The sequence below is a fragment of the Baekduia sp. genome (assembly GCF_035996765.1).
In the GTDB taxonomy this organism is placed as follows: domain Bacteria; phylum Actinomycetota; class Thermoleophilia; order Solirubrobacterales; family Solirubrobacteraceae; genus Baekduia.
Genome location: NZ_DASYJG010000077.1, coordinates 15,475 through 37,133, shown reverse-complemented (window position 1 = coordinate 37,133; position 21,659 = coordinate 15,475). Strand labels below are relative to the sequence as shown.

The 21,659-nt window shown below is 70.9% G+C and carries 21 protein-coding genes; 19 read left to right on the top strand and 2 right to left on the bottom strand.

Annotated features, from left to right (window positions below; genetic code table 11):
- The first annotated feature begins 14 nt into the window (after positions 1-14).
- Together rnz and VGO10_RS17135 are read left to right on the top strand one after the other, a co-directional pair.
- Entirely contained in the window at positions 15-995 is a 981-nt protein-coding gene (rnz, locus tag VGO10_RS17140) for a ribonuclease Z (RefSeq protein WP_327470595.1), read from the top strand.
- On the top strand, positions 992-1,768 hold the full coding sequence (locus VGO10_RS17135; protein ID WP_327470592.1) for a HemK/PrmC family methyltransferase: 777 nt from the start codon (positions 992-994) through the stop codon (positions 1,766-1,768). The genes rnz and VGO10_RS17135 overlap by 4 nt, the downstream gene beginning before the upstream one ends.
- Here VGO10_RS17135 and VGO10_RS17130 read toward each other — a convergent pair.
- Together VGO10_RS17130 and VGO10_RS17125 are read right to left on the bottom strand one after the other, a co-directional pair.
- A complete protein-coding gene (locus VGO10_RS17130; protein WP_327470590.1) occupies positions 1,765-2,226 on the bottom strand; it encodes an SgcJ/EcaC family oxidoreductase in 462 nt (153 codons plus the stop codon). The genes VGO10_RS17135 and VGO10_RS17130 overlap by 4 nt on opposite strands.
- Positions 2,227-2,236: 10 nt before the next feature.
- Complete coding sequence (locus VGO10_RS17125) at positions 2,237-3,073, bottom strand: class I SAM-dependent methyltransferase (protein WP_327470588.1); 837 nt, start codon at positions 3,071-3,073, stop codon at positions 2,237-2,239.
- Positions 3,074-3,167: 94 nt separating this feature from the next.
- Between VGO10_RS17125 and pyrR the strand changes: the two genes are divergently transcribed.
- The 17 genes from pyrR to nusA all read left to right on the top strand — a co-directional run bounded on the left by pyrR (position 3,168) and on the right by nusA (position 21,649).
- Positions 3,168-3,734: a bifunctional pyr operon transcriptional regulator/uracil phosphoribosyltransferase PyrR gene (gene pyrR / locus VGO10_RS17120; protein ID WP_327470586.1), complete on the top strand. Its 567-nt coding sequence runs from the start codon at positions 3,168-3,170 to the stop codon at positions 3,732-3,734.
- 62 nt (positions 3,735-3,796) lie between these two features.
- Positions 3,797-4,729, top strand: a complete 933-nt coding sequence (locus VGO10_RS17115; protein ID WP_327470584.1) for an aspartate carbamoyltransferase catalytic subunit — start codon at positions 3,797-3,799, stop codon at positions 4,727-4,729.
- Entirely contained in the window at positions 4,729-6,069 is a 1,341-nt protein-coding gene (locus VGO10_RS17110; protein WP_327470582.1) for a dihydroorotase, read from the top strand. Before VGO10_RS17115 ends, VGO10_RS17110 begins: the two co-directional genes overlap by 1 nt.
- Positions 6,070-6,071: 2 nt before the next feature.
- Entirely contained in the window at positions 6,072-6,620 is a 549-nt protein-coding gene (locus VGO10_RS17105; RefSeq protein ID WP_327470580.1) for an isochorismatase family protein, read from the top strand.
- The gene (carA, locus tag VGO10_RS17100) at positions 6,620-7,750 is read left to right on the top strand and encodes a glutamine-hydrolyzing carbamoyl-phosphate synthase small subunit (RefSeq protein WP_327470578.1); all 1,131 of its coding nucleotides are present in this window, start codon (positions 6,620-6,622) and stop codon (positions 7,748-7,750) included. Before VGO10_RS17105 ends, carA begins: the two co-directional genes overlap by 1 nt.
- Before the next feature lie 3 nt (positions 7,751-7,753).
- Positions 7,754-10,867 (top strand): carbamoyl-phosphate synthase large subunit, encoded by a 3,114-nt coding sequence (gene carB, locus VGO10_RS17095; RefSeq protein WP_327470576.1) that lies wholly within the window; start codon positions 7,754-7,756, stop codon positions 10,865-10,867.
- On the top strand, positions 10,864-11,934 hold the full coding sequence (locus VGO10_RS17090) for a quinone-dependent dihydroorotate dehydrogenase (protein WP_349258961.1): 1,071 nt from the start codon (positions 10,864-10,866) through the stop codon (positions 11,932-11,934). The genes carB and VGO10_RS17090 overlap by 4 nt, the downstream gene beginning before the upstream one ends.
- Positions 11,935-12,208: 274 nt before the next feature.
- Complete coding sequence (gene mihF, locus VGO10_RS17085; RefSeq protein ID WP_327470574.1) at positions 12,209-12,550, top strand: integration host factor, actinobacterial type; 342 nt, start codon at positions 12,209-12,211, stop codon at positions 12,548-12,550.
- A gap of 23 nt (positions 12,551-12,573) precedes the next feature.
- Positions 12,574-13,131, top strand: a complete 558-nt coding sequence (gene gmk / locus VGO10_RS17080; RefSeq protein WP_327470572.1) for a guanylate kinase — start codon at positions 12,574-12,576, stop codon at positions 13,129-13,131.
- Positions 13,128-13,355 carry a DNA-directed RNA polymerase subunit omega gene (rpoZ, locus tag VGO10_RS17075; protein WP_027007495.1) on the top strand — a complete coding sequence of 76 codons (228 nt, stop codon included), beginning with the start codon at positions 13,128-13,130 and terminating at the stop codon, positions 13,353-13,355. The genes gmk and rpoZ overlap by 4 nt, the downstream gene beginning before the upstream one ends.
- Before the next feature lie 9 nt (positions 13,356-13,364).
- The gene (gene coaBC / locus VGO10_RS17070) at positions 13,365-14,618 is read left to right on the top strand and encodes a bifunctional phosphopantothenoylcysteine decarboxylase/phosphopantothenate--cysteine ligase CoaBC (RefSeq protein WP_327470564.1); all 1,254 of its coding nucleotides are present in this window, start codon (positions 13,365-13,367) and stop codon (positions 14,616-14,618) included.
- A 1-nt stretch (position 14,619) separates the two neighbouring features.
- A complete protein-coding gene (locus VGO10_RS17065) occupies positions 14,620-15,579 on the top strand; it encodes a MoxR family ATPase (RefSeq protein WP_327470562.1) in 960 nt (319 codons plus the stop codon).
- Positions 15,580-15,602: 23 nt separating this feature from the next.
- The gene (locus tag VGO10_RS17060) at positions 15,603-16,706 is read left to right on the top strand and encodes a DUF58 domain-containing protein (RefSeq protein WP_327470560.1); all 1,104 of its coding nucleotides are present in this window, start codon (positions 15,603-15,605) and stop codon (positions 16,704-16,706) included.
- Positions 16,703-18,985, top strand: coding sequence for a transglutaminaseTgpA domain-containing protein (locus VGO10_RS17055; protein ID WP_327470558.1), 2,283 nt, complete (start codon positions 16,703-16,705; stop codon positions 18,983-18,985). Before VGO10_RS17060 ends, VGO10_RS17055 begins: the two co-directional genes overlap by 4 nt.
- A gap of 5 nt (positions 18,986-18,990) precedes the next feature.
- Entirely contained in the window at positions 18,991-19,359 is a 369-nt protein-coding gene (locus VGO10_RS17050; protein WP_327470555.1) for a tetratricopeptide repeat protein, read from the top strand.
- A gap of 273 nt (positions 19,360-19,632) precedes the next feature.
- A complete protein-coding gene (gene rimP, locus VGO10_RS17045) occupies positions 19,633-20,049 on the top strand; it encodes a ribosome maturation factor RimP (RefSeq protein WP_327470553.1) in 417 nt (138 codons plus the stop codon).
- A 13-nt stretch (positions 20,050-20,062) separates the two neighbouring features.
- Positions 20,063-21,649, top strand: coding sequence for a transcription termination factor NusA (gene nusA / locus VGO10_RS17040; protein WP_327470551.1), 1,587 nt, complete (start codon positions 20,063-20,065; stop codon positions 21,647-21,649).
- The last annotated feature ends 10 nt before the right edge of the window (positions 21,650-21,659 follow it).

Here is a 21,659-nt window from a genome sequence, read left to right as displayed (position 1 = left end):
TCCACACGCGCCTGATGGACCTCTCGATCTTCTTCGCCGGCACCGCCGGCTCCGTGCCCACCGCCCGCCGCGGCCTGCCCGCGACGTTGATCCGTCGCGGCGCCGACAAGGTGCTGATCGATTGCGGCGAGGGGACCCAGCGGCAGCTGATTCGCAGCGTCGGGCTGCCGGACCTCACCGAGGTCTTCCTCACCCACCTCCACACCGACCACTGGCTCGGCCTGCCAGGCATGTTGAAGTCCTTCGATCTGCGCGACCGCACGGCGCCGCTGACGATCTTCGGGCCGCCCGGCACCAAGAAGCTGCTCGACACCGTGCAGCAGACGATCTTCGGCCGGCTGAAGTACCGCCTGCGCGTCGTCGACCTCGAACCGGATGCCATCGTCGAGTTCGATGGGTATGAGATTCACGCGCTGCGCGTCCGCCATCGCGGTGAGGCCTACGGCTACGCGCTGATCGAGGAGGACCGCCCCGGTCGCTTCGATGCAGTGCTGGCGGCGAAGCTCGGCGTCGCGCCCGGGCCGGACTTCGGACGGCTGCAGCGTGGCGAGACCGTCGGCGGCGTCACGCCCGAGCAGGTCGTGGGGGAGACGCGGCACGGACGCAAGTTGGTGTTCTCGGGCGACACGTCGCCGTGCGACATGGTGCGGGTGGCCGCCGACGGCGCTGACGTGCTCGTCCACGAGGCGACCTTCACCTCCGAGGAGCGCGAGCGGGCGCTGGAGACCGGTCACACGACCGCGCGCCAGGCGGCCGAACTGGCGGTCGAGGCCGGTGTCGGGCTGCTCGCGCTGACGCACGTCTCGACGCGCTACGCGGGCGGCGAGATTCGCGACGAGGCGCGCGCGATCTTCCCGCGCACCGAGGTCCCGCGCGACTTCGACCTCATCGACGTGCCCTTTCCCGAGAAGGGGCCTCCGGAGCTGCACCGCTGGGACCCCAGCCGGCCCGCGCCGGCGGTGGAGACAGCGCCCGCCCAGGGACCGATCGCTTGAGCCAGGAACGCGCGGCACTCGTCGCGCGGTTGGAAGCCGGCGGCTTCGTCGCCGCTGAGGAGGAGGCCGACGAGCTGCTGGCCTGCGCGGCCGGCGACGACGAGCGGCTCGAGGAGTTGATCAAGCGGCGCTTCACCGGCGAGCCGCTGGCCTGGATCACCGGCAGCGTGACGTTCTGCAGCATCGAGGTCCGGGTCGACTCCGGCGTTTACGTCCCGCGCTGGCAGAGCGAGCAGCTGGCGCTCCGTGCCGTCGAGCGCCTTCCGAACGACGGGACCGCCGTCGACCTCTGCACCGGCAGCGGCGCGATCGCCGCGGTGCTGCGCGCCCATCACCCGCGCGCTCGCGTGGTCGCGACGGAGGTCGACGAGCGCTCAACGGCCTGCGCGCGGGCCAACGGCGTCGAGGTCTTCGCGGGCGATCTCCTCGACCCGCTCCCGCACCGTTTCGAAGGTCAGGTCGACACCATCGTCGGCGTCGTTCCCTACGTCCCGACCCCCGAGCTGAACCTGCTCCAGCGCGACACCTTCACCTTCGAGACCGCGCTCTCCTACGACGGTGGCGACGACGGCACCACCCACCTGCGCCGCGCGATCGCCGGCGCGCCGCGCTTCCTGCGCCCCGGCGGCGCGCTGCTGCTCGAGCTCGGCGCCGGACAGCCCGAGCGCCTCCACGACGACCTCGCCCGCCACGGCTTCACCGATGTCGCCGTCCTCCTCGACGAGGACGGCGACGTCCGCGGCATCGAGGCCACACACGCTCCGCGCGCTTAGTCGCGGTCGGGTGGCAGCTGTCCCCGCAGCTCCTCGGTCAGCGCCTCGGCGAGCTCCGGCCGGCCGTGAAACTGGGCCGGGGTGTTGTGGTACAGGATGATCTTCCAGCTCCCGTCACGACGTTCGGCGACGAGCGACTGGATGGCGTTCAGCTCGGGCTTGAGGTCGGACTCCCCGGCGGGCACGACGCCGCTCACTGCGCGCAAGAGCGCCGCGTCCGCGCCCAGCGGGCGCACCGAGCGCACGATGCCGACGTAGCTGCCGGTCGCGTGGTCGGCGAAGATCGCGGCCATCTGCTCGGCGATGCTCGCGCGCCCGGTGATCTCGCTGCCGTCGAAGCCCACGACCTGGCCGTCGTCGGCGAACGGGGCTGCGAAGGCCGCGGCGTCGTCGGTGTTCCACGCGGCCAGCACCGCGCGGTAGAGCGACTGGAGGGAACGCTCGGGATCGTCGGGCATGTCGGGCAATCTAGGCCGCGCGACGGGCCACGACGATCATGTACTCGAACTCGTAGCGCGCCGGCTCGCCGGGCCCGGCGAGGTTCATCCGCACCGCGAAGTCCATCAGCGCGGCGTCCAGCGCGGCGGTCTGCTCCGGATCGCCGGCCAGCGACTTATAGGCCATGATCGTCGGCCCGAAGTTCTCCCGGTAGTAGTCGATGAGCGCCTCCGGCGTGGCGAAGTGGTCGACGGCCTGGATCTGCCGGGTGAACGTCAGCTCGCTCACGCCCTCGCCGAACAGCGAGCGCACGTGATCCTCAACGCCCCAGGCGGGCGGCGGCAGCGCGCCGGGCGGCGGCGGGGGCATGAACGGCAGCATCGTCAAAAAGAACTGGCCGACCCAGCCCTCGGGCGTCCAGTTGGCCATCGCGATCGTGCCGCCCGGTCGCACCACTCGCAGCAGCTCGTCGGCCACGATCAGATGGCGTGGCGCGAACATCGCGCCGAAGGACGACAGCACGATGTCGAACGAGGCGTCGCTGAACGGCAGGTCCTCAGCGTCGGCCTCGACCCACTCCAGCTCGACGCCGGCGTCGCGCGCTGCCTCCTCGCCGGCCTCCAGCAGCTCCGGCGTCAGGTCCGAGGCGACGACGTCGGCGCCGGCCAGCGCCGCTGGAATCGACGTCGCGCCCGAACCGGCCGCGACATCCAGCACGCGCTGGCCAGCGCGCACGCCCGCGGCGGCGACCAGCGTTGGGCCGACGTCCTTGATCGTCTCACGTGCCACGCGAGGAAAGTCACCGGTCGCCCACATGGCCCGGGTCCGCGCCTTGAAGGCGCGATCGTCTTGCGCTGCGTCGCTCATGACACGACCATACGCCCGGACGGTCCGCTAGGTTTGATCGCAGCAACCACTCCTTTAACCCGGTCCTGTGAGGCCAGGAAGGAACGGAACACCGATGGACCATGAGAAGGTCGTCCTCGACGAGGACGACATGCGTCGCACCCTCGTCCGGATCGCCCACGAGATCGTGGAGCGCAACGATCAGCCAGAGCATCTGGCGATCGTCGGGATCCACCGCCGCGGCGCGATCCTCGCCCGCCGCATCCACGCCCTGCTGGTCGATCTCCTGGAGCGCGAGGTCCCGATCGGGGATCTCGACATCGCCTTCTACCGCGATGACGTCGGCCGGATTGGCTCCCACCCCCTTCCCGACCAGCCCACCGTCCACTCCAGCCACATCGACTTCGACCTCGACGGCCGCACGATCGTGCTGGTCGATGACGTCCTCTTCACCGGCCGCACCGTGCGCAGCGCCATCGAGGCGCTCTTCAGCTACGGGCGGCCCGCCAAGGTCCAGCTCGCCGTGCTCGCCGATCGTGGCCACCGCGAGCTGCCGATCCGCCCTGACTACGTCGGGAAGAACCTGCCGACCTCGCGCACCGAGCGCGTCAACGTGCACGTCGAGGAGCTCGACCACGTCGACGAGGTCCGCATCACCGAGATCGCGGAAGTGGTGGCCTAGCCCATGAAGCACCTCCTCTCCATCGAGCACCTCGACCGTGCCGCACCATCGAGGCCACTGTCATGAAGCATCTTCTTTCCATTGAGCACCTCGATCGTGCCGACATCGAGCGCATCTGCGACCGCGCCGCCTCGTTCGCCGAGGTCGCCGACCGCGAGATCAAGAAGGTCCCCGCGCTCCGCGGCCGCACGGTCCTCAACCTCTTCTACGAGGCCTCGACCCGCACCCGTAGCTCCTTCGAGCTCGCCGCCAAGCGGCTCTCCGCCGACGTCGTGAACTTCAGCGCGTCCGGCTCCAGCGTCGAGAAGGGCGAGTCGCTCAAGGACACCGTCTTGACCCTCGGCGCCCACAAGCCCGACGCGATCGTCATCCGCACGCCGTGGGCCGGCGCCGCTGAGCTGGTCTCCGGCTGGACGCCCGCCTCGATCATCAACGCCGGCGACGGCAAGCACGAGCACCCGACCCAGGCGCTGCTGGACGTCCACACGCTGCGCCAGCGGCTCGGTGGCCTCGACGGCCTCAACATCTGGATCGTCGGCGACGTCCTGCACAGCCGCGTCGCGCGCAGCAACATCATGGCCTTCCAGAAGATGGGGGCCAAAGTCACGCTCGCCGGCCCGCCGACGCTGATCCCCCGCGGGATCGAGGCGATGGGCTGCGAGGTCCGCTACACCCTCGACGACCTCGCGCAGGCCGACGTCGTCTACGCGCTGCGGATGCAGAACGAGCGCATGGACGAGAGCTGGGTCCCGTCGATCCGCGAGTACGCTCACTGGTACCAGATCAACGGCCGGCGCCTCGGCCCCAAGCAGGTGCTGATGCACCCGGGCCCCGTCAACCGCGGAGTGGAGCTGAGCGCCGAGGTCGTCGACTCGCCCCAAGCCGTCATCACCGCCCAGGTCGCGGCAGGCGTCGTCGTCCGGATGGCGGTCCTCTACGAAGTGCTGGCCCATGTGCCGAGCACGACACGGACCCCCGAAGGAGTCCCCGCCTGATGGCCGCTCCGTTGTTGGTGCACAACTCGGCCTCGCCGGTCGATGTCCTGATCCGCGAGGCCCACGTGCTGGACCCGCGCGCCGGGATCGACGAACAACGCGACGTGCTCGTCCGGGGCGGCGAGATCGCCGAGATCGGGCCGGCCGGGACACTCAGCGCGCCGGACCAAGCCGAGACGGTGGAGGCACAAGGCCGCCACCTCTTCCCGGCCTTCGTCGACCCGCACGTCCACCTGCGCACGCCCGGCCAGGAGCACAAAGAAGACCTCGAGACCGGCACGCGCTCCGGCGCCGCCGGCGGCTTCTGCGCCCTGCTGGCGATGCCCAACACCGACCCGGTCCTCGACTCCGCGCCGCTGCTGCGCTCGGTCCGCGACGCGGCCGCCCGCGACGCGCGCATCCCCGTCGGCTTCCTGCCCGCCGTCACGCGCGGCATGAACGGCGCCGAGCTGACCGAGATGGCGGCGCTGCGCGAGGAGGGTGCCGCAGGCTTCACCGACGACGGCCGTCCGGTCGTCAGCGCGGGCATGCTGCGCAAGGCCTTGCAGTACCAGCGCCTGTGCGGCGGCGTCATCGCCTTGCACGAGGAGGACCCGACGCTGAGCGGCAAGGGCGCCATGCACGAGGGCGACGTCAGCGCGCAGCTCGGCGTGACCGGCATCCCGTCGATCAGCGAGTCCACGATGGTCGCTCGCGACGCGCTGATCGCCGAATACGAAGGCGGCCGGATCCACATCCAGCACCTCAGTGCGCGCGCGTCGGTCCAGGCGCTCGCCGATGCCAAGGAGCGCGGGGTGCAGATCACCGGCGAGGCGTCGCCGCACCACCTCTGCCTCACCGACGACGCGGTCCGCACGCTCGACACGCGCATGAAGATGAACCCGCCGCTGCGCACCGAGGACGACCGCCAGGCGCTGATCGCCGGGTTGAAGTCCGGCGTGATCGACTGCATCGCGACCGACCACGCGCCCCACGCGCGCGACGAGAAGGAGGTCCCGTTCGAGCAAGCGCCGATGGGGACCACCGGGCTGGAGACGTCCTTTGCGGCGATCTACACCAACTTGGTCCTGCCCGGCGTGTTGACGCTGGAGCTGCTGCTGCGGCGCCTGACCGACGGCGCCGCGCTGTTCGACCTCGCCACGCCGACCGTCGCGCCCGGCCAGCCGGCCAACCTGACGCTCGTCGACCTCGAGCGCGAATGGGTGGTGGGGGACGGCGGCTACGAGTCGCGCTCGGCCAACTGCTGCTTCGATGGCCAGACCTTGCGCGGCAAGGTGCTGCTGACCATCGCCGCCGGGACGCTCGCGTTCCGGGCCCGCCAACTGGAAGTGGTCCGTTAGAGATGAGCGCTCAGAGCAACTCCACGCGGCTCTATGACCGTCGCCGCTCGGCGCTGGTCGTCGTCGACGTCCAGGACGGCTTCCGCTCCTACGACACGTTCGCCGACGTCGCCGCCGCCTGCGGTCGCCTCGTCGAGGGCGCGAAGATCCTCGATGTCCCGATCATCGCGACCGAGCAGTACCCCAAGGGCCTGCAGCACACCGCGCCCGAGGTCGGGCTGCCAAACGACGCGACGATCGTCGAGAAGTCCGTCTTCAGCGCGGTCCGCGCCGACGGCTTCAACCTCGCCGGGCGCAACCAGGTGCTGCTCTGCGGCATCGAGGCCCACGTCTGCGTGATGCAGACCGCGCTCGACCTGCTCGACCGCGGCGTCAGCGTGCAGATCGTCACCGACGCGGTCGGCTCCCGCCACGCGCACGATCGCGAGGTAGGGCTTCAGCGCCTCGACCGCGCCGGCGCGACCCTGACCACCGTCGAAGCCGCGCTGCTCGAGCTCTGCGAGCGCGCCGGCACCCCCGAGTTCAAGGCCGTCCAGAAGGTGATCCTCTGATGCAGAAGTCCAACGCCTACGTGTTGCTCGAGGACGGCACGCGCTTTGACGGCGAGTCTGTGGGAGCGGAAGGCCACGCCACCGGCGAGGTCGTCTTCACCACCGGCATGTCCGGCTACCAGGAGTCGATGACCGACCCGTCCTTCGCCGGCCAGCTCATCACCTTCACCTACCCGCACATCGGCAACTACGGCGTCTCGCAGTCCGCGATGGAGTCCGAGGCCGTCTGGGCGCGCGCGGCGATCATGCGCGAGGCCGTCAACCGCGAGGACGCGCCGGAGGCCGAGCGCGGCTGGTGTGACTGGCTGATCGACTGCGGCATCCCGGCGATCTCCGGCGCCGACACGCGCGCGCTAGTCCGCCACATCCGCGACGCCGGCGCGATGCGCGGCGGCGTCTTCACGGGCGAGATCTCCGAGAGCGAAGCGCGCGAGCTGATCGCCGCCGAGCCGTCGATGGTCGGCGCGGACTTCGCGAAGGTCGTCACGCCCAAGGTCGCCCATACCCTCGGCTTCGGCGGGGCGACCAAGATCCACGCCATCGACACGGGCATCAAGTCCTCGATCGTGCGCAACCTCGTCGAGCGCGGGGCGGAGGTCACGCTGCACCCGTGCACCGTCACGGCCGAGGAGCTGCTGGCCACCGACGCCGACGCGTTCTTCCTCGCCAACGGCCCCGGCGACCCGGCCGCCCTCGGCTATGTCGTCGACACCGTCCGCGACCTCGTCGGCAAGCGCCCGGTCTGGGGCATCTGCCTCGGCCACCAGCTGCTCTGCCAGGCCGTCGGCTTGGAGACCTACAAGCTGCCCTTCGGCCACCGCGGCGGCAACCACCCGGTCAAGGATCTCCGGACGGGCAAGATCGAGATCACCGCTCAGAACCACGGCTTCGCCGTGAAGGCTCCCGACGGGACCGGACGCGTCGAGGCCGACGAGCCCGTGCGCTGGCAGACCGACTTCGGCGAGGCCGCCCTGACCCACGTCAACCTCTATGACCGCACGGTCGAGGGGCTGGAGTTGTTGGAGGTCAACGGCGCGACCGTCCAGTACCACCCCGAGGCCGGCCCGGGCCCCAACGACGCGCTGTACCAGTTCGACCGCTTCCTGAACGCCGTCCGGAGCGCTGCCTGACCGATGCCCCGCCGCAACGACATCCACAAGATCCTGATCCTCGGCTCCGGTCCGATCGTCATCGGCCAGGCCGCCGAGTTCGACTACTCCGGCGTGCAGGCCTGCAAGGTCCTGCGCGAGGAGGGCTACGAGATCGTCCTGGTCAACTCCAACCCGGCGACGATCATGACCGACCCGGAGTTCGCCGACGCGACCTACGTTGAGCCGCTGCTGCCCGGCCCGGTCGCCCAGGTCATCGAGAAGGAGCGCCCCGACGCACTGCTGCCGACGCTCGGCGGCCAGACCGCGCTCAACCTCGCCAAGGCGCTGCACGAGGACGGCACGCTGGCGAAGTTCGGCGTCGAGCTGATCGGCGCGAACTACGACGCCATCAACACGGCCGAGGATCGCGAGCTCTTCCAGCAGGCGATGGCCAAGGCCGGGTTGAAGATGCCGGCCAACGCGATCGCGACGACGATCGAAGAGGCCGAGGCGGCGCGCGAGCGCATCGGCCTGCCCGCGATCGTGCGTCCGGCGTTCACGCTCGGCGGCCGCGGCGGCGGCATCGCGCGCACCGAGGACGAGTACCGCACGATCGTCTCCCGCGGCCTCGCCGCCTCGCCGATCACCCAGGTGCTGATCGACCAGTCGGTCATCGGCTGGGGCGAGTTCGAGCTCGAGGTCATGCGCGACCACAACGACAACGTCGTGATCGTCTGCTCGATCGAGAACCTCGACCCGATGGGCGTGCACACCGGCGACAGCGTCACCGTCGCCCCGCAGCAGACGCTCACCGACCGCCTCTACAACAAGCTGCGCGACCAGGCGATGGCCTGCATCCGCGCGGTCGGCGTCGAGACCGGCGGCTCCAACGTGCAGTTCGCGGTCAACCCGAGCACCGAGGAGATCCTCGTCATCGAGATGAACCCGCGCGTGTCGCGGTCCTCCGCGCTGGCCTCCAAGGCCACCGGCTTCCCGATCGCCAAGATCGCCGCGCGGCTGGCCGTCGGGTATTCGCTGGAGGAGATCCCCAACGACATCACACGGGTGACGCCGGCGAGCTTCGAGCCGACGATCGACTACGTGGTCGTCAAGTGGCCGCGCTTCGCCTTCGAGAAGTTCAGCGGCGCCAATGCCGAGCTCTCGACGCACATGAAGTCCGTCGGCGAGGCGATGGCGATCGGCCGCACGTTCTCCCAGGCGTTCCTGAAGGCCATGCGCTCACGCGAGCTGGACGCGCCGCCGCGCCTGGACGCGCTCGGCCGCGCCGACCTGCTGACGATGCTCGACCGCCCGGCCTCGGACCGCTTCGACGTCATCCTCGCGGCCTTCCGCAAGGAGGCGACGATCGAGGAGATCGGCGCCAAGACGTTCATCGACCCGTGGTTCCTCCGGGAGCTCCAAGCCGTCGCGCTCGATCCCGACGCGCCGTTCAGCGGCGTCCGGACCTACAAAGCCGTCGACACCTGCGCGGCGGAGTTCGCCGCCGAGACGCCGTACTTCTACTCGGCCTGGGAGCGCGAAGCGGCCGACGAGGTTCGCCGCGGCGACAACGCCTCGGTCGTGATCCTCGGCGCGGGTCCGAACCGCATCGGCCAGGGCATCGAGTTCGACTACTGCTGCGTGCACGCCGCGATGACCGTCCGCGAGAGCGGCCGCGACGCGGTGATGATCAACTGCAACCCGGAGACGGTCTCCACCGACTACGACACGTCGGACCGGCTCTATTTCGAGCCGCTGACGCTGGAGGACGTGCTCGGCGTCATCGCGATCGAGCAGCCCGAAGGCGTCATCGTCCAGTTCGGGGGTCAGACCCCGTTACGGCTGGCGCATGGTTTGCAACAGGCCGGCGTCAAGATCCTCGGGACCAGCGTTGACTCGATCGATCTGGCTGAGGAGCGCGGTCGCTTCGGCGAGCTGCTCGATCGCCTCGGCTTCAAGGCGCCGCCGTACGCCACCGCCGCGACGATCGAGGGCGCGCTGGACGCGGGGGACACCGTGGGCTATCCGCTGCTCGTGCGTCCGTCCTACGTTCTCGGCGGTCGCGCGATGGAGATCGTCTACTCCCGCGATGGCCTTGCCGACTACCTGACGCGCCATGCCCGCGATGGGCGCGACATCTTCCTGGACCGCTTCCTGGAGAACGCGATCGAGGTCGACGTCGACGCGCTCTGTGACGGGGAATCGGTCTGGCTCGGCGGGATCATGCAGCACGTCGAGGAGGCAGGGATCCACTCCGGTGACAGCGCCTGCGTGTTGCCGCCGCACTCGCTCGGCCCCGACATGCTCGACCAGATCCGCGCGGCGACGCGCGGGATCGCGCTCGGGCTCGGCGTCGTCGGCCTCTGCAACGTGCAGTACGCCGTCCACGCCGGCGAGCTCTACGTCATCGAGGCCAACCCGCGCGCGTCGCGGACCGTGCCGTTCGTCTCCAAGGCGATCGGCGTGCCGCTGGCCAAGATGGCCTGCCGGCTGATGCTCGGCGAGAAGCTGGTGGAGCTCGACCTCCCCGCCGAGGACGCGCCGCTGGATCACGTCAGCGTCAAGGAGGCGGTGCTGCCGTTCGACCGCTTCGAGGGCTCCGACGCCGTGCTTGGTCCGGAGATGCGCTCGACCGGCGAGGTCATGGGCGTCGCCCGCGACTTCCCCAGCGCGTTCGCCAAGGCCCAGGCCGCGGCCGGCGCCGCGCTGCCGACCGAGGGCACGGCCTTCATCACGGTCACCGACACCGACAAGCCGGCAGCCGGCGCCGTCGCCCAGATCCTGCACGACCTCGGCTTTCAGATCGTCGCCACACGCGGCACGGCCGAGGCGATCCAGCGCTGGGGCGTGCCCGCCACGGTCATCAACAAGATCAACGAGGGCACCCCGAACGTGGTCACCTGGATCGAAGAAGGCAAGGTCGACCTGGTGGTCAACACCCCGACGGGCTCGGGTGCACGTACGGACGGCTGGGAGATCCGGCGCGCCGCGGTCGCCGCGGGCATCCCGTGCCTGACGACGCTGAGCGCCGGCCTCAGCGCCGCGCGCGCGATCTCCTCCGAACGCCAGGGGGTGGCCGAGGTGATCTCGCTGCAGGAGCTGCACGCCGCGCGATCAGCTGCGCTGTCCATGCCCACTCAGCCGAGCGCCTCCTGATCTGGCGGCTGCTCTTCGAACTGGTCCTGCGGCGCGTCGACGCCGAGACCGCTCACCGGCTCGGGACCCGGACGCTGGACGTCGTGCTCGGCTCCCGCTGGGCGCGGCGGCTGGCGCGGCGCGCGCTGGCGCCGCGCGATCCCGTGCTGCGCGTGCGCGCCCTCGGCCTCGACTTCCCCAGCCCGCTGGGGTTGGCTGCCGGCTTTGACAAGGAGGCGGCGCACGTCGACGCGCTGACGGCGCTCGGTTTCGGCTTCGTGGAGATCGGGACGGTTACGGCGCAACCACAGCCCGGCAACCCCCGACCGCGGATGTTCCGGCTGCCCGCCGACCGCGCGCTGGTCAACCGCATGGGCTTCAACAACGCCGGGGCGCAGGCGGCGGCCGCGCGCTTGGCTCGCGCGCGCGACCCCGGCGTGGTAGTCGGCGTGAACATCGGCAAGACGAAGCTCGCCGAGGATGCTGCGGCCGACTACCGCGCCAGTGCCCAGGCGCTGGCGCCGCACGCCGACTACCTCGTCATCAACGTCAGCTCGCCCAACACGCCGGGGCTGCGCGACCTGCAGGCGGTGGCGCAGCTCGAGCCGTTGATCGTCGCGGTGCGCGAGGGCCTGGCCGCCGCCGGCCACACCGTCCCGCTGCTGGTCAAGATCGCGCCCGACCTGGCTGACGAGGACATCGACGCCGTGGCCGAGCTCGCGCTGCGGACCCGCCTGGACGGCATCGTCGCGACCAACACCACCATCTCGCGCGCCGGTTTGCGCAGCACCGCTGAGGGGATTGCCGGCGCCGGCGCGGGCGGACTCTCCGGCGCGCCGCTGGCCGAGCGGTCGCTCGCGGTGCTGCTGCGGCTGCGCGCGCGGCTCGGCGACGAGCTCGTGATCGTGTCGGTCGGCGGGGTGGAGAGCGCGACGGACGTGGCAACTCGGCTGGCCGCGGGGGCGACGCTCGTGCAGGCCTACACCGCCTTCGTCTACGGCGGTCCGCTGTGGCCGTCACGCGTTCAGCGAGGGCTCGCGCGCCAGCTTCACGATGCGGGTTCGAACCGGGCTGCGGACGATCGCTGAGCGGTCTGTCGGTCCACGGACGTCTGGCGCTCGAGGCCGATGTATGTCGCCATTGCACACTCGTTCAGACGGAAAGCCGCAAACACCGGAGGACGCTCGCGGAGCGTGCCGGTCGGCCATGTGGCCGCGCGTGGAGATGGGGCAGGAAAGTACCTGCAAAACCCGTCGGCACCGTCAAGCAGGGTGAAGAAGGGTGGACCTCAGGTCGAGGTCCAGCCGAATTGCTCTGTCACGCCTTGCTGGAGGCCCGTTGGTGTGTAGTATCGGCGCCCCGATGTCGCCGGCCGCCAACTCGCCCATCAAGCACACGGCGGCACCCGAACGCAGCCTCAATCAGCGGATGGACGCCCTCCAAAAGGCCAACGTCATCCGCACCCGTCGCGCGCAGCTCAAGCGCGACCTGAAGGCCGGTCGAGTGTCGATCCACAAACTGCTTCTCGATCCGCCCGAGTTCCTCGAGACCGCCAAGGTCTTCGACATGCTCCTGGCCGTCCCGAAGTACGGGCGGGTGAAGGCCAACAAGATCTTGCAGACCTGCCGGATCTCGCCGTCGAAGACGATCGGCGGCCTGTCGGATCGTCAGCGTGCCGAGCTCGTCGGCATGCTCCGCAAGTAGCGCGCGCCGCGCGCGAGATACACGTGTCCGGTGTCTTCGTCATCACCGGTCCCTCGGGGGTCGGCAAGGGCACGCTCATCCGTCTGCTGCGTGAGCGTGTGCCCGAGCTCGCGCTGAGCGTCTCGGCCACCACGCGCCAGGCGCGCCCGGGGGAGACCCAGGGCGAGCACTACCACTTCCTCTCCGACGAGGAGTTCGCTCGTCACGTCGACGCGGGTGACTTCGTCGAGTGGGCCGAGTACTCCGGGCGTCGCTACGGCACGCTGCGCGAGGAGCTCGATCGCCACACCTCCGGCGGCCGTCCCGTGCTGCTGGAGATCGAGGTCCAGGGCGCGCGCCAGGTACGCGAGACGCTGCCCGACGCAACGCAGATCTTCATCCGCCCGCCGAGCGACGACGCGCTGCGCGACCGTCTCGTCGGCCGCGGCACCGACACTCCCGAGCAGGTCGAGCGCCGCCTGAACGTGGCCGGCGAAGAGCTCTCAGCGGCGGGCGAGTTCAAGCACGTCGTGGTCAACGATCGTCTTGATGCGGCGGTGGATCAGCTGGAGGCGATCGTGCGGGGTACACTGGAACCGTGATCAGCCCCCGCATCGACAAGCTGCTCGACCACGTCGACTCCAATTACGCGTCGGTTCTCGTCGCCGCCAAGCGCGCGCGACAGATCAACTCGTACTACCACAACTTGGGTGAGGGGACGTTCGACGAGTTCCCGCCCCCGATGGTCGAGACCATCAGCAAGAACTACCTCACGATCGCGCTCGAGGAAGTCGCAGCGGGCAAGATCAAGTACCAGTACCGCTAGGGCTAGATCGTGGCGCGCCTGCTCCTCGGAGTCAGCGGGGGCATCGCCGCCTACAAGGCGCTCGAGGTCGTGCGCCTGGCCACCAAGGCCGGGCATGCCGTTCGGACGATTCAGACGCCGACCGCCCAACGCTTCGTCGGCGCCGCCTCGTTCGCGGCGCTGACGGGCGCCCCGGTCCTGACCGACGAGTTCGAACGCGACCCCGCCCGTGGCGCGTTCCCCGATCAGGATCCGCCGGCGCATGATCCGGCCAGCCACCTCGAGCTGGTCCGCAACGCCGACGCGTATCTGATCGCGCCTGCGTCGGCCAACACGATCGCCAAGCTCGCCCACGGGCAGGCCGACAACCTGCTGACCAGCGCGGCGCTGGCCGCGTCCTGCCCGGTGCTCGTCGCGCCCGCGATGAACCATCACATGTGGGAGCACCCGGCCACGCAGGCCAACCTCGCGCTGCTGCGCGAGCGTGGGGTGATCGTGATCGAGCCGGGGACCGGCGCGCTGGCGACCAAGCACGAGTGGGGGACGGGCCGGCTGGCGGAGGTCGCCGATCTCGTCGCCGCCTTCGAGGCCGTGGTTCCGGTGGGCGCCCGCCCGTGGGACGGCCTCAAGGTGCTCGTCACCGCCGGCGGCACGCGCGAGCCGATCGACGCCGTGCGCTACGTCGGCAACCGCTCCTCTGGCCGCATGGGCTTCGCCGTCGCCGAGGAGGCCGCGGCGCTCGGCGCGGAGGTGACGGTGATCGCCGCGAACGTCACGCTCGCTCATCATCCGCGCGTGCGGTACGTCGAGGTCGAGACCGCGGCGGAGCTGCGCGACGCCGCAGTCGCCGAGTTTCCCGCCGCCGACGTCCTGGTGATGGCGGCGGCCGTCGCCGACTTCCGGCCGGCGAGCGCCGTCGAGGGCAAGGTCAAGAAGACCGGCCGCGATGAACTCGAGCTCGTGCTCGAACGTACCGAGGATGTGCTCTCCGGACTGGCCGCCGGCCGTCGCCCCGAGCAGACGCTCGTCGGCTTCGCCGCAGAACATGGCGCAGGCGCGCTGGAATACGGCCGCGACAAGCTGGTCCGCAAGGGGTTGGATGCGGTGGTGGTCAATGACGTCTCCCAGCCCGGCATCGGCTTCGACGCCGTCGACAACGAGGTGACGCTGGTCACTGCCACCGGCGACGAGCCCGTGCCGCGCGGGACCAAAGCGGAGGTCGCGCGGGCGATCCTCGCGACCATCGAAAAGCTCCGCGCCAACCAGGCGAAGGCCGGGGCGTGAGATGAGCACCGAGGGCCACCTCGACGGATCCGAGGTCGCCCGCGCCGGCCTGCTGGCCCGGCGGATCGCCGAGGCGGTTCACGATGTCGTCGAGGTCCGCCAGGAGGTGCTCGAGGATCTGCTGGTCTGCATCCTCGCTGAAGGCCACGTCTTGATCGAGGATCTCCCCGGCGTCGGCAAGACCACCCTCGCGCGCGCGTTCGCGCGCGTGACCGACCTCGGCTTCCAGCGCGTGCAGTGCACGGCCGATCTGCTGCCCGCCGATGTCGTCGGCACCAACGTCTTCAACCAGCGCGAGGACCGCTTCGAGTTCCGGCCCGGGCCGATCTTCGCCAACGTCGTCCTCGTCGACGAGGTCAACCGCGCTTCGCCCAAGACGCAATCGGGCCTGCTGGAGTGCATGCAGGAGCGGCGCGTCACCGTCGACGTCCACTCCCACGAGCTGGCGCGGCCGTTCGTCGTGCTCGCCACCCAGAACCCCGTCGAGTTCGAGGGGACCTACCCGCTGCCTGAGGCGCAGGTCGACCGCTTCATGGCGCGGCTGTCGCTCGGCTACCCGACGCCGGCCGCCGAGGTCGACATGCTGCGCGCCCACGAGGCCGGCGACCGCGTCGAGAAGATGGAGCCGGTCGCCACCGCCGCCGACGTGCTGGAGGCGATCGACATCGCCACGCGCGTCGTCGCGTCTGACCGCCTGCGCTCCTACGTGGTGGCGTTGCTGCAGCGCACACGTCAGGACGCCCGCACCGAGTTGGGCGCGAGCCCGCGTGCCGGGCTGATGCTGCTGCGCGCCGCCAAGGCGCGGGCGCTGCTGCAGGGCCGCGACCATGCGCTGCCCGACGACGTCCAGGCGTTGGCGCGCGTCGTCCTTGCCCACCGCCTCGTCCTGGCGCCGGAGGCGTTGGACGCAACCGCGGAGCAGGTCGTCGCCGACGCGCTCGCCGCTACCCCAGCCTTATAGGACTGGGTCTGGAGGAGCCGACCATGGAGGAGACCGCCCGCCCACTCCTCCGCACCGGCGCCCTCGGCCTGCTGCTCATCCTCTGCGCCGGTCTGCTCGACGCCGAGCCGCTGTACGTGGCAGGCGCCGCCTTCCTCGCCGTCGCGCTCGGGGCGGCCGCGTGGGTCCTCGCGGGCGCGCGCGGAATCCACGTCACGCGCACGGTTGGCCGCCGACGAGCCCTGGAAGAAGAGGCGGTGCCGGTCGAGATCCGCGTGACCTCGCCACGGCCGCTGCCGACCGGCGGCGTGCTCGACCCACTGCTGCCGGCGCCCGCGCCGCTGGCGACCGGCCGGCGGCTGACGTGCGTGCGCATCGAGGTGCGCTTCGCGCGCCGCGGACGCAAGCTGCTCGCGCCACCGCGCGTGGCGGTGCGCGATCCGCTCGGGCTGATGGTGCGGATCGTGCGCGGCGCGCCGATCGCCACCGACGAGGTCCTGGTGCTTCCACGGATCGAGCCGGTTCAGGCACCGGGCGCCGGCGGCGACGGTTCCGGATCGCTCCAGCTCGGGCGCCGCTCGTCGGTAGCGGCGGAGATCGAGCTCGACGGGCTGCGCCAGGCCCGCGAGGGGACGTCGGCGTCACGGATGTACTGGCCGTCGCTGGCCAAGGGCGGCGAGCTGCTGGAGCGTCGGCTGCGCGCCGACAGCGACACGCGCCCGCTCGTCGTCTTGGATCCCCGGGCCGCGGCCAGCGAGGAGGATCTCGACGCGGCGGTGCGGGCAGCGGCGTCACTGGCCGTCCATCTTGCGCACGCGGGCGGGTGCGCGCTGCTGATTCCCGGCGATCGCCGGCCGGTCGTGCTGGATCCGGGCCTCGTCGGCTGGACGCATCTGCATGCGCGCCTGGCGCTGGTCGACGGCAACGTGCCGCCGCCGGTCTCCGGTCTGGCCGCCCGCCGTGGGCCAATCGTCTACGTTGCCGCGCGCCGCCTCACCCGCCCGCCGCGCGCGCTGGCCCACGCGCCCGGCGGCGGCCGCGTGCTCGTGGTGCCCGCGCCGATCGCCGGGCGCCGGGCGGCCTTCACGGTGGCCGAGTGCATCGGCTATGAGCTGTCGGAGGCGCGCCGCGGCGCGGCGGTCGCATGACAGCTCTCCCAGTCCCCGGAACGATGGGCGCCGCCCGCGGCGCCGCTTCGCGGTCGGAGGCCTGGACGCTGCGGCTCGCGACGTTCGCTGCGCTCGGGCTCTTCGGCGGCGCGCACTGGGCGGGCATCGTCCGGCCGGGCGCCGGCGGGGATCTGCTCGGTCTGTTCTTGATCGCCCTCGCCGCCGGCATCGTGGCCGCGGCCGCGGGCGAGGTGCTCACCACCCGCGGGCGGCGCATCGCTGCGATGAGTGCGATCGTGCTCGCAGCGCTCGCTCTGATCCTGCTGGTGGCCGGCGTGCCGCTGTGGTACCTGCGTCCTGATCGTTGGGACACGCTGAGCGTCAACATCGCCAACGCGATCGCCACGCTCCCCGAACTGCGGATGCCCTATCGCGGCACCGACCCGTGGGTGCGCACCGTGCTGATCAGCGGCGGCGGCGTGCTACTTCTGGCCGGCGCCATCCTCGCGCTCGCGCCGCGGCCGAAGACCTTCGCGGCCACGCTCTGCCTCGGCGTCCTCTACGTGGTGGCGATCATCGAGCACCGCCCGTCGCACCCCTACCTCGACGGCATCCTCTTCTCGCTGCTGCTCGGCGCGATGCTCTGGGGCGAGCGCCTCAGCAGCCGCGAGGCGCCGGCAGCGGCCACGATCGGCGTCGTCGCCGTCCTGGGCTCGGCACTGCTGGCTCCGCACCTGGACTCACCGCGGCCGTGGGTCGACTACGAAGCGCTGGCCGAGGCGCTGCAGGGCGGCAAGACCACCACCTTCACCTGGAACCACAGCTACGGCCCGTTGAACTGGCCGCGCGACGGTCTGGAGATCGCGCGGGTGCGCGCCCGCGGCGACCTCTACCTCAAGACCGCCAACCTGGAGGACTTCGACGGTCGCGAGTGGCGTCAGGCCAAGGGCGTTCTGAGCGGCGGTGCGGACACGCAGTTCGCGCGACGCCATCCCAACTGGACGCAGACGATCCACGTCACCGTCAAAGGTCTCAAGAGCCGCCAGTTCCTGGTCGCGGGAACGACCACGGTCGTCAATCGCTCTAGCAAGGACGTCGTCCCGGCGACGCCGGGAACCTTCCAGGTCAGCGGCAAGCCGCTGCGCCGCGGCGACTCCTACGACGCGGTCGTCTATGTGCCGACGCCGGGCACGGTCGAGCTCCACAGCGCTGGCGTCGACTACCCCTACTACGTCATCCGCCAACTCGCGGTCGAGCTGCCGTCGCAGCCAGGGATCGGCCCGGTCGAGGTGCACTTCGCACCGTGGGGGAGCAACGCGGCCAGCGTGGCGCGCGCGGCGAGCGGCTTCGGGATCATCGACGCCGACCAGGCGCTGTCCGCCTCGCCTTACGCCCGCGAGTACGCGCTGGCCCAGGAGCTGAGCGGGGCGACGACCGACCCCTATGACTACGTGCGCAAGGTGATCGCGCGCGTCCAGCGCGACGCGCGTTACACCGAGGCGCCGCCGTCCCCCGGCCGGCTCGAGCCGCTCGACGCCTTCCTGTTTCGCGACCACGCGGGCTACTGCCAGTACTTCGCCGGCGCGACCGCGCTGCTGCTGCGCATGGGCGGCGTACCGGCACGCGTCGTCGCCGGCTTCTCGCCCGGCTCGCGCGACGGCGCCACGCACGTCATCCGCGACCTCGATGCCCACAGCTGGGTCGAGGCCTACTTCCCGCGCCTGGGCTGGGTGACCTTCGACCCGACGCCCGGCGACTCGCCGGCGCGCTCGCAGCAGACCGACACGGTGTCGGTGGCGTCCACCGCTCCGAAGCCGAAGGGTCGTGCGGCGTCGACGGGCGACCGGCTGTCGGACCCGCGAGCCGGCGGTGCCGCCGCGGCCGCCGGCGGCGGGGGGATCGGCCTTGGCGCCTGGCTGGTGCTTGGCGGCGTGGCGCTCGCGCTGGTCGCCGGTGCCGCCATGATGGCCGTCCGCCGCAGGCGCCAGCTGGCGCGCAGCGGCGACCCCGAGCTCGAGGAGTTACGCCTCGCGCTGCAACGCTCCGGCCGCGGCATCCTGCCGGAGCTCACGCTCGCCAAGGTCGAGGGGATGCTGCGCGGGAGCGACGGGGCCTCGGGCTACGTCGCCTCGCTGCGGGTCGCGCGCTACGGCGCCGGCGGCCCGTCGCCCACACCGCGCCAGCGTCGCGCGCTGCGGCGTGAGTTGGCTGCGGGCCTCGGGCTGGGCGGGCGGATCCGGGCGCTGTGGGCGCTCCCGCCGCGGTCCGCCGAGCTGGTGGACGCGTTGAGACCGCGCCGCCGCCGGTCCTACAATTGAGGCTCATGGACCAGCCAGGTGCCTACGAGCTCTTCCGCCAGGGCACGGAGCTCCTAGAGGCCGGAGATCACCACGCGGCGACGGTGCCGCTGGCTCGTGCCCGGGAGCTCGCGCCCGACAAAGACTCCGTCCGCGAGGCCTACGGCCGCGCGCTCTTCCTCGCTCAACGCTTCAGCGAGGCCGCTGCCGAATTCGAGGCGGTCGTCGAGCACGCGCCGACCAACGACTACGCGCTGTTCTGCCTCGGCCGCTGCCTCCAGCAGCTCGGCCAGCACGCCGAGGCGCTCCATCCGCTGGTCCTCGCGGCCAACCTTCAGCCCGACCGGGCGGACTATGCGAAATACCGCGACCAAGCCCGTCGGCGGGCGGCCTGAGGGGCGTCTCGACGCGCCTGGACGCACCTCAGGCCGGAACCGGTGCTGGCGCACGAGGCTCCGACCTTCGGCACGCCCAGCCACGACGATCCGGGCCTCAGGCCGCCCGCCGCGCCGCGTCTGCATGGACCCTGTCACGGCGTGTGTCGGAAGCCGCTCGGGTAAGGGCATGGTGCTATTCTCACCACACAACTTCCGTGCCGGGGAGCAGTCCCCGGTGATGTACAGGGAGCGGGCGTGAGCCCGCTCTTTCATTTTTCGAGGGGAGGGTTGATGAGCGCGACGATCCAGGCTGAAATCGAGAGCAAGCTCGCTGAGCGCGAGCCCGAGGTCGAGGTGCTGCTCGCGGAGTTGCAGGGGGACACCGTGGAGCTCTTCATCGACCATCCCGAAGGCGTCACGCTCGAGCTGTGCGAGCGCGTTACCCACGCGCTTCCCGAGCTCCTGGAGAAGTACGGCCTCACGGTCTCTTCTCCGGGCCCCGAGCGTCCGCTAAGCAAGCCGGAGCACTTCCGGCGCTTTATCGGTCGACGCGCTCGCGTTCGCACCCGCGACGAGCACGACGGCCGCAGATCGTTCACCGGCGAGCTCGTGGGAGCTTCCGAGACGGAGGTGACGGTGGCCGCAGGTACCGGCATCGTCGCCATCCCGTACGACGCCATCTCCCGATCCAACCTCGTCGAGTCCTAGGAGCAGGAGCCTCATGTCCCGCGACATCCTGGAAGCCATGACCGCGCTTGCGCGCGAGAAGGGCATCTCACCCGAGAAGCTCATGGCCGCGCTCGAGGACGCGCTGCTCTCGGCCTACAAGAAGCTGCCCGGCGCCGCGCGCTACGCGCGGGTCGAGGTCGATCCCGAGACCGGTGACTTCGTCGTCATCCGCTACCGCATCCCCAAGGACCTCGAGGCCGAGCTGATCGGCGAGACGATCGCCGAGGAGTCCTACATCGACCCTGAGACCGGCGACAAGGTCGAGCCGCAGGATCCCGAGATCGACCCCGCGAAGTTCGAGCAGTACCGGGATCGCATCGAGGAGATCGACGACACCCCCGACGACTTCGGCCGCATCGCCGCGCAGACCGCCAAGCAGGTCATCCTGCAGCGCATCCGCGAGGCGGAGCGCGACATGATGTTCGAGGAGTTCCAGGACCGCGTTGGCGAGCTGATCACCGGCATCGTCCAGCAGTCGGACTCCCGCTACACGCTCGTGCAGCTGCGCGACCGTGTCGAGGCGCTGCTGCCCAAGAGCGAGCAGGTCGACGGCGAGCGCTATGACCATGGCCAGCGCGTCAAGGCCGTGATCAAGGAGGTCTCGCCCTCCACCAAGGGTCCCTCGATCATCGTCAGCCGTCGCGACGGTGAGCTGATCAAGAAGCTCTTCGAGCTCGAGGTCCCCGAGATCGCCGACGGCCTGGTGGAGATCGCCAACGTTGCCCGCGAGCCTGGCTACCGCTCAAAGATCGCCGTGATCTCGCACGCCGACGGCGTCGACCCCGTCGGCGCCTGCGTCGGTCCGCGCGGCTCGCGCGTCCGGATGGTCGTCTCCGAGCTGCGTGGCGAGAAGATCGACATCATCCCCTACAACGACGAGCCCGCCCGGTTCGTCGCCAAGGCTTTGTCGCCCGCCCGCGTCCGCGAGGTGCTCGTCGACGACGAGTCCAAGCAGGCGACGGTCATCGTGCCCGACGACCAGCTCTCGCTGGCGATCGGCCGCGAGGGCCAGAACGCGCGTCTGGCCGCGCGGCTGACCGGCTGGCGCATCGACATCAAGTCTGAGACCGACTTCGCCGCAACGGCGACCGCCTCTGAGGAGTACGAGGAGGAGACCGGCGGCCGCTGCCAGGCCGTCTCGGTCCGCGGTCGCCGCTGCCCCAACGAGGCGCTGCCGGGCTCGCCGTTCTGCGGCCTGCCCAAGCACCAGGCGCTGTCGCGCTTCACCACCGCCGCGGTCGCGATCCTCGAGCCGCTCAGCGACGAGGAGATCACCGACCTGGCCGATCCGGACAAGACCTGGGACGACGTCGTCGACATCGTCACCAGGGCCGAGGAGCTCTACGGCGACCAGGAGGAAGTGGTCGTCGACGAAGACGCCGAGCCGGAAGAGGGCGAGTTCGACGACGACCTCGCACCTGCCGCCGAGGTGCCCGCGGAGGGCGCCGACGAGGTGGTGGCCGAGCTCGTCGAGGAGGAGCCCTCAGAGAACGGGCTCGAGCCCGCGCCGGAGGCCTCTGAGCCCGATGGGGCGGTGGACGCAGACCCCGAGACCCAGGCCGGGGAGCCGGCGTCGTAAGCTCTGTACC

Coding starts and splice junctions, on each gene's coding strand:
- carB (WP_327470576.1), top strand. CDS start 7,754: ATGCCCCGCCGCAACGACATCCACAAGATCCTGATCCTCGGCTCCGGT.
- VGO10_RS17130 (WP_327470590.1), bottom strand. CDS start 2,226: ATGCCCGACGATCCCGAGCGTTCCCTCCAGTCGCTCTACCGCGCGGTG.
- carA (WP_327470578.1), top strand. CDS start 6,620: ATGCAGAAGTCCAACGCCTACGTGTTGCTCGAGGACGGCACGCGCTTT.
- VGO10_RS17065 (WP_327470562.1), top strand. CDS start 14,620: ATGAGCACCGAGGGCCACCTCGACGGATCCGAGGTCGCCCGCGCCGGC.
- rnz (WP_327470595.1), top strand. CDS start 15: ATGGACCTCTCGATCTTCTTCGCCGGCACCGCCGGCTCCGTGCCCACC.
- pyrR (WP_327470586.1), top strand. CDS start 3,168: ATGGACCATGAGAAGGTCGTCCTCGACGAGGACGACATGCGTCGCACC.
- mihF (WP_327470574.1), top strand. CDS start 12,209: ATGTCGCCGGCCGCCAACTCGCCCATCAAGCACACGGCGGCACCCGAA.
- VGO10_RS17125 (WP_327470588.1), bottom strand. CDS start 3,073: ATGAGCGACGCAGCGCAAGACGATCGCGCCTTCAAGGCGCGGACCCGG.
- VGO10_RS17115 (WP_327470584.1), top strand. CDS start 3,797: ATGAAGCATCTTCTTTCCATTGAGCACCTCGATCGTGCCGACATCGAG.
- VGO10_RS17105 (WP_327470580.1), top strand. CDS start 6,072: ATGAGCGCTCAGAGCAACTCCACGCGGCTCTATGACCGTCGCCGCTCG.
- VGO10_RS17110 (WP_327470582.1), top strand. CDS start 4,729: ATGGCCGCTCCGTTGTTGGTGCACAACTCGGCCTCGCCGGTCGATGTC.
- rimP (WP_327470553.1), top strand. CDS start 19,633: ATGAGCGCGACGATCCAGGCTGAAATCGAGAGCAAGCTCGCTGAGCGC.
- VGO10_RS17060 (WP_327470560.1), top strand. CDS start 15,603: ATGGAGGAGACCGCCCGCCCACTCCTCCGCACCGGCGCCCTCGGCCTG.
- VGO10_RS17050 (WP_327470555.1), top strand. CDS start 18,991: ATGGACCAGCCAGGTGCCTACGAGCTCTTCCGCCAGGGCACGGAGCTC.
- nusA (WP_327470551.1), top strand. CDS start 20,063: ATGTCCCGCGACATCCTGGAAGCCATGACCGCGCTTGCGCGCGAGAAG.
- VGO10_RS17055 (WP_327470558.1), top strand. CDS start 16,703: ATGACAGCTCTCCCAGTCCCCGGAACGATGGGCGCCGCCCGCGGCGCC.